Below are 8,533 nucleotides of genomic sequence, written 5' to 3'. Positions count from 1 at the left end.
GCAGCGTCTCCAGGCCTTTCAGCAGCGTCCAGGCGTTGAAGGGCGACAGGCTCGGTCCGGTGTGGCGGAAATAGTCGTGCAGGTTCTCGTCGATCCACTTCTTGTCCGACAGGATGACGCCGCCGAGGCAGCGGCCCTGGCCGTCTATGTGCTTGGTCGCCGAATAGACCACGATATGCGCGCCGAGCTGCAACGGCTTCTGCTGCAGCGGCGTGGCGAAGACATTGTCGACGATGACGCGTGCGCCGATCGAATTGGCGAGCTTGGCGACCGCGGCAATGTCGACCACCTCCAGCGTCGGGTTGGTCGGGCTTTCCAGGAAGAACAGCTTGGTGTTCGGCCTTACCGCCTTTTCCCAATTGGCGATGTCGGTGCCGTCGATCAGCGTCGCCTGGATGCCGTAGCGCGGCGCCAGCGTCTCGACGATCCATCGGCAGGAGCCGAACAGCGCACGCGCCGCGACGATATGGTCGCCCGCCTTGACGCTGCAGAGCAAGGCGGCGGAAACGGCGGCCATGCCGGAGGCGGTGGCGCGGGCATCCTCGGCGCCTTCCAGCGCGCACATGCGCTTTTCGAACATGTCGACGGTCGGGTTGGCGTAGCGCGAATAGATGAAGCCCGGCTCCTCGCCCTTGAAGCGGGCTTCGGCCGCTTGCGCCGTCTCGTAGACATAGCCCTGCGTGAGATACATCGCCTCGGCGGTCTCGCCATATTGCGAACGCAGCGTTCCGCCATGCACGAGTGCCGTCTGAGGTTTCCAATTGCGCTTCTTGGTGCTCATAGCCCTGCTTTCAGACACAAAAAAACCGGCCGCGAAAGTCGCAACCGGTCCATATAGCCTTGCGGCTCGACGGTCCTTTAGCGACTTGTTTAACGTGGCTGCAAGCCGACCGGCCAAATCACCACGGGATAACGACCCTTTAGACCCACGCCGCGCTTGCGTCAATTGCCGGCTTCATTAAGAGGTTTGTACCAGCCGGGCGGCAAGAGCCTGCTAAAGTCCTCGCCCGGCCTCGTGAACGGAGCCAGCCTTTGCGGCAGACAGGCATTCTTCCGGATCAGGACATCGCGGCGTTGTTCGAGGCGAACGCGCTTAAGTCGCCGCGCGCGCTGGACACCAATCAGATCCAGCCGGCCAGCCTCGATCTCAGGCTCGGCGACAAGGCCTATCGCGTGCGCGCCTCCTTCCTGCCGGGTCCCGATCATCTGGTGGCCGACAAGCTCGAACGGCTGAAGCTCCACGAGATCGACCTCACCGGGGGAGCGGTGCTGGAGACCGGCTGCGTCTACATCGTGCCGCTGCTCGAAAGCCTGGCGCTGCCCGCGAATGTGTCCGCTTCCGCCAATCCCAAGAGCTCGACCGGGCGTCTCGACATCTTCACCCGGGTGATGACCGATCGCGGCCACGAGTTCGACAAGATCGCCGCCGGCTATCACGGGCCGCTGTATCTCGAAGTCAGCCCGCGCACCTTCCCGATCGTCGTGCGGGCCGGCTCGCGCCTGTCGCAGATACGCTTCCGCATCGGCAACGCGGTGCTCTCGGAGAACGAATTGCGCGACCTCCACCGCGCCGAGATGCTGGTCGCCACCGAGCCGCCCAACATTTCCGGCGGCGGCATCGCGCTCTCCATCGATCTCGACGGCGACAAGGACGGCCTCGTCGGCTATCGCGGCAAGCACCACACCGGCCTGGTCGACGTCGACAAGCGCGCAGCGCAGGATGTCGTCGATTTCTGGGAGCCGATCTATAAGAGCGGCGCCGGCGAGTTGGTGCTCGATCCAGACGAATTCTACATCCTGGTCAGCCGCGAGGCGGTGCATGTGCCGCCGCTCTACGCCGCCGAGATGACACCCTTCGATCCGCTGGTCGGCGAGTTCCGCGTCCACTATGCCGGCTTCTTCGATCCTGGCTTCGGCCACTCCGCCGCCGGCGGCAGCGGCAGCCGCGCCGTGCTCGAAGTGCGCAGCCACGAGGTGCCTTTCATCCTCGACCACGGCCGGATCGTCGGCCGTCTCGTCTACGAGCATATGCTGAAGCGCCCACAGGCGCTTTACGGCACCGATCTCGGCTCGAACTACCAGGCGCAGGGCCTGAAGCTCTCCAAGCATTTCAAGGCGGCGCGCTGATCGCGGCCGCTCAGCCGCGAAATAGATATTCTTTCGCCGCGCCAAGGCAGCCGTGGAACTCGCTGATGAACAACAGCTCGCGTATGGTCAGGCGCTTTTTGCCCCAAAATCCTTTGGTTTGTTTCTCGTCGTCCAGCGAGGCGCTTGTGCGGGACTGCAACGGGAACAGCTGCTTGTCGAGGCATCCGAGGACATAGGCTCGCGCGGAATCGATACCGCAGGCTTTGGCCTTGTCGTTCAGCCTGTCGGCGCGCAGGGTGGAGGTCATACGATCCGCGTTGCGCATCAGAAAGCCTGCTTGCGGTTTCGAGTAACCGGCGGCGAGAAGCCGACTCGTCATCGCCGACCGGGCCTGGCTGTAGGATTTCGGGCTGCATTTGGGGGTGCTATGAGCCGTGGAGGACATGCACGCGAAGGCAAGCACCAGGCCCATCAATACCGTGCCGATCCGATTCCGGTCCATGTCGTCTCCCGGCCCTTGGCGCTATCTCACAGCGCTTTCACTGCCACCTTGACCGGCCTTTCGATCTCCAGCGGATTGCGCAGCGGCAGGCCGAAATCCGGCGCTTCGATCTCGAAGATATCGCCGGCCTCGGTCCGGATGCCGTCGGCGAAGGAGAGGGTCGCGGTGCCGAACATGTGCACATGCACGTCGCCCGGCTGGCGGAAGGCGGAATATTTGAAATGGTGGTGCTCAAGATTGGCGATGGTGTGCGACATGTTCGCTTCGCCCGACAGGAACGGCTTTTCCCACAGAAGCTTGCCGTCGCGCCAGATGCGCGATGCGCCGCGGATATCGGCCGGCAGCTCGCCGATCAGGATTTCGGGCCCGAACGAGGCGTTGCGCAGCTTGGAATGGGCGAGGAACAGATAGTTCACCCGCTCCGTGACGTGATCGGAAAACTCATTCGACAACGTGAAGCCGACGCGGAAGGGAGCGCCGTCGTCGCCGATGACATAGATGCCGGCTATCTCCGGTTCCTCGCCGCCGTCCTGCGCGAAGGCGGGTGACATCAATGGCGCGCCGGGCGCCACCGCCATCGTCCCGTTGCCCTTGTAGAACCATTCCGGCTGCACGCCGACCTGCCCCTTGTCGGGCTTGCCGCCTTCGAGCCCCATGCGGAACATCTTCATGGAATCGGTGAGCTCCTCCTCGCCGCCCTCGCTGAGCTTCTTGTGCATGGAATCGCGCGTCGCCGCGGACCCGAGATGCGTCAGCCCTGTGCCGGTGAGGTGCAGATGCGCCGGGTCCGGATGGTTGATCGGCGAGACCAGCCTGCCTCTCTTATAGGCGGCGTCGAGATCGACCGTCTCGCCATAGCCTTTGCGCTCGATCAGCGCTTCGAGCCCTGTGCCGGTGCGCGCGGCCTCCATCGCCAGCGAATAGACGCTGCGCGCGCCGTTGATGATCCTGGTCTTGCCGCCGCCGTTGCGGGCGACGACGCGGATCGTCTCGGCGTCGTCGAGGATCTGGGAGATCAGCATGTTTCGAATCCTCTCTCATTTTGTCGGCCGCCTGCCGGCAAGCCTTACCCGGCGCGGCGTGGAGCGATCCCCGCCACGGTTGAAATTCTTCGTCCGGATTGCGCTCGCGAGCCTGGTCCTTGTCGGGACTTCTTGACGCCGACGGGTTGCCGGCAGCTTCGCGATCTGAAACCCGTATGCCTCCTTAAATTCGCTTCCGGCCCTTAAGCCTTGTTCTTGTTGTAGACGTCGAAGATGACCGCGCCGAGCAGCACCAGGCCCTTGACCACCTGCTGCCAGTCGACATTGACGCCCATGATCGACATGCCGTTGTTCATCACGCCCATGATGAAGCCGCCGACCACGGCGCCGATCACCTGGCCGACGCCGCCCATTGCCGAGGCGCCGCCGATGAAGACGGCGGCGATGACGTCGAGCTCGCTGCCGAGACCGGCGGCCGGCACGGCCTGGCCGAGGCGGGCCGCGATGATCAGGCCGCCCAGCGCCGAGAGCACGCCCATGTTGATGAAGACGAGCAGCGTCAGCCTCTCGGTGTTGATGCCCGAGAGCTGCGCCGCCTTGGCGTTGCCGCCCATGGCGTAGATGCGGCGGCCGATGGTCATGCGCTTGGTGACGAAGACGAACAGCGAGATCAGCACGCCCATCACCAGCAATACGACCGGCAGGCCACGGTAGCTTGCGAACTGGAAGACCAGGAACAGCGCCAGCGCGCTACCGACCAGCGTCTTGATGACGAACAGCGGGAAGGGCTCCGCCTCATAGCCGTGACGCTCGCGCTTGCGCCGCGTCCGGAAGCCGAAATAGGCATAGGCAAGCACCGCGATCAGCCCGAGCACGATCGTCGTCATATGCAGCGTCAGCCCGCTGCCGACGATGGTCTTGCCGGCGGCATTGACCGTCGGCGGGATCAGCACGAGCGGCCCGATCCCATCCGGGATGAAGCCCGAGCTCAGCGCCTTGAAGCTGTCCGGCAGCGGGCCGACGGAGGAGCCGCCGCCAAGCAACGCCTGGCAGATGCCGCGGAAGATCAGCATGCCGGCCAGCGTCACGATGAAGCTCGGTATCTTGTGATAGGCGATCCAGTAGCCTTGCGCCGCGCCGATCAGCGCGCCGACGATCAGGCAGACGATCGAGACCACCAGCGGATTCGAGAATATGCCGAGCGGCCAGATCACCATCATCATCGCTGCGAGCGCGCCGATGAAGCCCGCCACCGATCCGACGCTGAGGTCGATATAGCCGGCGACGATGACCAGCAGCATGCCGAGCGCCATCACGATGATGAACGAGTTCTGCTGCACCAGATTCGAGAGATTGACCGGTTTGAACAGCGTTCCCGACGTCGTGTACTGGAAGAACAGCATGATGACGATGAGCGCGATGATCAGGCCGTATTCGCGCAGGTTCGTCGTCAGCGCCGAGACGGCGACGCGCTGTCCCTGCTTGATGTCCTCGGCGACGCCGCTCTGCGGCGCGGGAGCGCTGTCTGTGCTCATGATGCTTTTTTTCCTTCTCCCCGAACGATGGCGCGCATGATTTTTTCCTGGCTGGCGTCGCTTGCCGCCATTTCGCCGACGATGCGTCCTTCGTTCATCACATAGATGCGGTCGGTGATGCCGAGCAATTCAGGCATTTCCGACGAGATGACGATGATCGCTTTGCCCTCGGCGGCGAGGCGCGCGATGATCGTATAGATTTCGTACTTGGCGCCGACGTCAATGCCGCGGGTCGGCTCGTCGAGGATCAAGACTTCCGGATCGGCGAACAGCCATTTCGACAGCACCACCTTCTGCTGGTTGCCGCCCGAGAGGTTGCCGGTCAGCTGATAGACGCTGGAGGCGCGGATGTTGGTCTTCTTGCGGTAGTCGTTGGCGACGCTCATCTCGCGCATGTCGTCGATGACGCCCCGGCTGGAAACGCCGCCAAGATTGGCCAAGGTCACATTGTGCTTGATGTGGTCGATGAGGTTGAGGCCGTAGGTCTTGCGGTCCTCGGTGACATAGGCGATGCGGTTCTGCACCGCTCTGCTCACCGAGGAGAGGTCGATCGGCTTTCCACGCAGCAGGACCTCGCCGGTGATGTGCCGGCCATAGGAGCGGCCGAACAGGCTCATCGCGAATTCGGTGCGGCCGGCGCCCATCAGCCCGGCGATGCCCACCACCTCGCCCTTGCGCACATTGAGGTCGACGTTCTTGATCACCTGCCGCTCGGCGTGGATCGGGTGGTAGACCGACCAGTCCTTCACTTCCAAGATGACGTCGCCGATCTGCGGCTCGCGCGGCGGGTAGCGGTCGTCGAGCGACCGGCCGACCATCGAGGTGATGATGCGGTCTTCCGAGATATCTTTCCTCGGCAGGGTCTCGATGGTGCGCCCGTCACGGATCACCGTCACCTTGTCGGCGACCCGGTTCACCTCGTTGAGCTTGTGCGAGATCAGGATCGAGGTCATGCCCTGGCGCTTGAACTCGAGCAGGAGGTCGAGCAGCGCCTGGCTGTCCTTTTCGCTGAGCGACGCCGTCGGCTCGTCGAGGATCAGGAGCTTCACTTCCTTGCTGAGCGCCTTGGCGATCTCGACCAGCTGCTGCTTGCCGACGCCGATATTGGTGATCAGCGTCTTGGGGTCCTCGTTGAGCCCGACTTTCTTGAGCAGGGCGGCCGTGCGCGCCTCGTTGGCGTCCCAGTCGATGACGCCGTAGCTGGCATGCTCATTGCCGAGGAAGATGTTTTCCGTGATCGACAGCATCGGCACCAGGGCAAGCTCCTGGTGGATGATGACGATGCCGATATGCTCGCTGTCGTGGATGCCTTTGAAGTTGCATTCCTGGCCGCGGAAGATGATCTGGCCATCATAGGTGCCGGACGGATAGACGCCCGACAGCACCTTCATCAGCGTCGACTTGCCGGCGCCGTTTTCGCCGACGATGGCATGGATCTCACCTTCCTCGACGCTGAGATTGACGTTGGACAACGCCTTCACGCCGGGGAACGTCTTGGTGATGTCGCGCATCTCCAAAATCGTCGAGGCCATCAGGATCTGCTCCCTGGCGCACGGCTCCCAAATCGGCATCGATTGTGGAAAAGGCCCATGCGCAAAATCAACATACTGCGGGCGGCTTCGCGTTCCGGATCGGCGCGTGACGCTGCAGAAGCCGGCAAAAACAATACCGGGGTCGGTTCTGAACGAAAAGGGGTCCTGCGGCCGCGCAGGACCCCTTCCTGTAAGACTGAATTACTTCAGCTCTTCGGCCTTGATGTAGCCGGAGTCGACGACCAGCTTCTGATAGTTCGACTTGTCGACCTCAACCGGCGTCAGGAGGATCGAGGGAACGACCTTGACGTCGTTGTTGTAGGTCTTGGTGTCGAGGCCCTCAGGCTTGCCGCCGGAGAGCACCTTGTCGACCAGTTCCACGGTCGACTTGGCCAGCTCGCGGGTGTCCTTGAACACCGTCGAATACTGCTCGCCCGAGATGATCAGCTTGACCGAGGCGGTCTCGGCGTCCTGGCCGGTCACGATCGGCCAGGGCTGGGCATCCGTGCCGTAGCCGACGGCGCGCAGCGAGGCGGTGATGCCGCGCGACAGGCCGTCATAAGGCGACAGAACGCCATCGACGCGGCTGCCGTCCGAGTAGTTGGCCGAAAGCAGGTTGTCCATGCGGGCCTGGGCGGTGGCGGCGAGCCAGCGCAGCGTGCCGACCTTGTCCATGCCCATCTGGCCGGACTTGATCTTGATCGAGCCGTCATCGATCAGCGGCTGCAGGACGGACATGGCGCCGTTGTAGAAGAAGAAGGCGTTGTTGTCGTCCGGCGAGCCGCCGAACAGTTCGACGTTCCACGGCTTGGTGTTCGGGAAACGCTCCTTGAGACCCTTGACCAGCGAGTTCGCCTGGATCACGCCGACGCCGAAATTGTCGAAGGTGGTGTAGTAGTCGACATTCGGGGTCTTCTTGATCAGGCGGTCATAAGCGACGACGACGACGCCGGCATCGTTGGCCTTCTGCAGTGCGTCGGCCATGGTGGTGCCGTCGATCGACGCGATGATCAGCGCCTTCGGGCCCTTGGTGATTTCGTTTTCCAGCTGGCTGAGCTGGTTCGGGATGTCGTCCTGCGCATATTGCAGGTCGACGGTATAGCCGAGCTTCTCGAGCTGGGACTTGACGGCGTCGCCGTCGTTGATCCAGCGCTGCGAGGTCTTGGTCGGCATCAGCACACCGATGAGGCCCTTGTCGGCCGCATGCGCCGAATAGCTCATGGCGGCAATGCCAAGGGCCGCCACGGCGGCCAGCGTCTTGATGATCTTCACGATTACTCTCCCTGGTTGATGGACGCGACACCTCGGGGCTTCGCGGGCCGCGCAGTCGAGCAGGTGCGCTGGCGCGCCACTGTCGGCTTTATCGATCTCCGGTATCCTCCCAATCGGCTCCGCGACGCAGTTTCAATCGATACGAATTTGCTCGTTGCCGACCCCTGCGCCTCGGAACGCACGGAGGGTGGGTCCCTTTGACATAACTGTCAAATGCGATCTTTGCTGGTTGCTATATCGAAACTGGTATAGCTTGGACGGCAGATAGAAACCCGGCTGAGAGGCTTCACTCCATGGCGGCATTGCGCGATCCTAGTGCGATTTCAGTGAGTTACGAGAAATTGCCGGGAGACGGCGAGACGCTGCAGCGCAGCGGCCTGAGCCTCCGCCACATGCGCATGATCACCGTGCTGGACGATCACGGACGGGTGAGCGCCGCCGCCCAGGTCATGAACATCTCCCAGCCGGCCGCCTCGCGCATGATCGCCGAGATGGAGGCGGTGCTCGACGTTAAGTTGTGCGAGCGGCTGCCGCGCGGCGTGACGCTGACCCCTTACGGCCACGCGCTCGCCCGCCGCGCCCGCTCGATTCTGCTCGAGATGCGGGAGGCCGATCGCGAGA

8 protein-coding genes and 1 riboswitch are annotated in these 8,533 nt (G+C 63.2%); of the genes, 2 read left to right on the top strand and 6 right to left on the bottom strand.

Going from position 1 to position 8,533, the window contains the following annotated elements; translation table 11 throughout:
- Window positions 1-781, bottom strand: a 781-nt coding sequence (locus EOD07_RS13225; protein ID WP_127235767.1) for an aminotransferase class I/II-fold pyridoxal phosphate-dependent enzyme, incomplete at its 3' end; no start/stop codon positions are given.
- 57 nt (window positions 782-838) lie between these two features.
- A riboswitch (SAM riboswitch) is annotated at window positions 839-916 on the bottom strand.
- 116 nt (window positions 917-1,032) lie between these two features.
- Here EOD07_RS13225 and EOD07_RS13220 point away from each other — a divergent pair.
- Window positions 1,033-2,127: a 2'-deoxycytidine 5'-triphosphate deaminase gene (locus EOD07_RS13220; RefSeq protein WP_127235766.1), complete on the top strand. Its 1,095-nt coding sequence runs from the start codon at window positions 1,033-1,035 to the stop codon at window positions 2,125-2,127.
- Window positions 2,128-2,137: 10 nt separating this feature from the next.
- Here EOD07_RS13220 and EOD07_RS13215 read toward each other — a convergent pair whose 3' ends face one another.
- The 5 genes from EOD07_RS13215 to chvE all read right to left on the bottom strand — a co-directional run bounded on the left by EOD07_RS13215 (window position 2,138) and on the right by chvE (window position 7,912).
- Complete coding sequence (locus EOD07_RS13215; RefSeq protein WP_127235765.1) at window positions 2,138-2,590, bottom strand: hypothetical protein; 453 nt, start codon at window positions 2,588-2,590, stop codon at window positions 2,138-2,140.
- Window positions 2,591-2,616: 26 nt separating this feature from the next.
- Window positions 2,617-3,612 (bottom strand): AraD1 family protein, encoded by a 996-nt coding sequence (gene araD1 / locus EOD07_RS13210; RefSeq protein WP_127235764.1) that lies wholly within the window; start codon window positions 3,610-3,612, stop codon window positions 2,617-2,619.
- 203 nt (window positions 3,613-3,815) lie between these two features.
- Window positions 3,816-5,108: a multiple monosaccharide ABC transporter permease gene (gene mmsB / locus EOD07_RS13205; RefSeq protein ID WP_127235763.1), complete on the bottom strand. Its 1,293-nt coding sequence runs from the start codon at window positions 5,106-5,108 to the stop codon at window positions 3,816-3,818.
- Complete coding sequence (gene mmsA / locus EOD07_RS13200; protein WP_127235762.1) at window positions 5,105-6,640, bottom strand: multiple monosaccharide ABC transporter ATP-binding protein; 1,536 nt, start codon at window positions 6,638-6,640, stop codon at window positions 5,105-5,107. Before mmsA ends, mmsB begins: the two co-directional genes overlap by 4 nt.
- A gap of 201 nt (window positions 6,641-6,841) precedes the next feature.
- On the bottom strand, window positions 6,842-7,912 hold the full coding sequence (gene chvE / locus EOD07_RS13195) for a multiple monosaccharide ABC transporter substrate-binding protein (protein ID WP_040985857.1): 1,071 nt from the start codon (window positions 7,910-7,912) through the stop codon (window positions 6,842-6,844).
- Window positions 7,913-8,205: 293 nt separating this feature from the next.
- On the opposite strand from chvE, the gene EOD07_RS13190 reads away from it, so the two are divergent.
- A partial coding sequence (locus EOD07_RS13190; RefSeq protein WP_164772222.1) for a LysR family transcriptional regulator occupies window positions 8,206-8,533 on the top strand: 328 nt, incomplete at its 3' end.

It is taken from the genome of Mesorhizobium sp. M2C.T.Ca.TU.002.02.1.1 (assembly GCF_003997225.1).
This window is presented reverse-complemented; position numbering and strand designations above follow the sequence as displayed.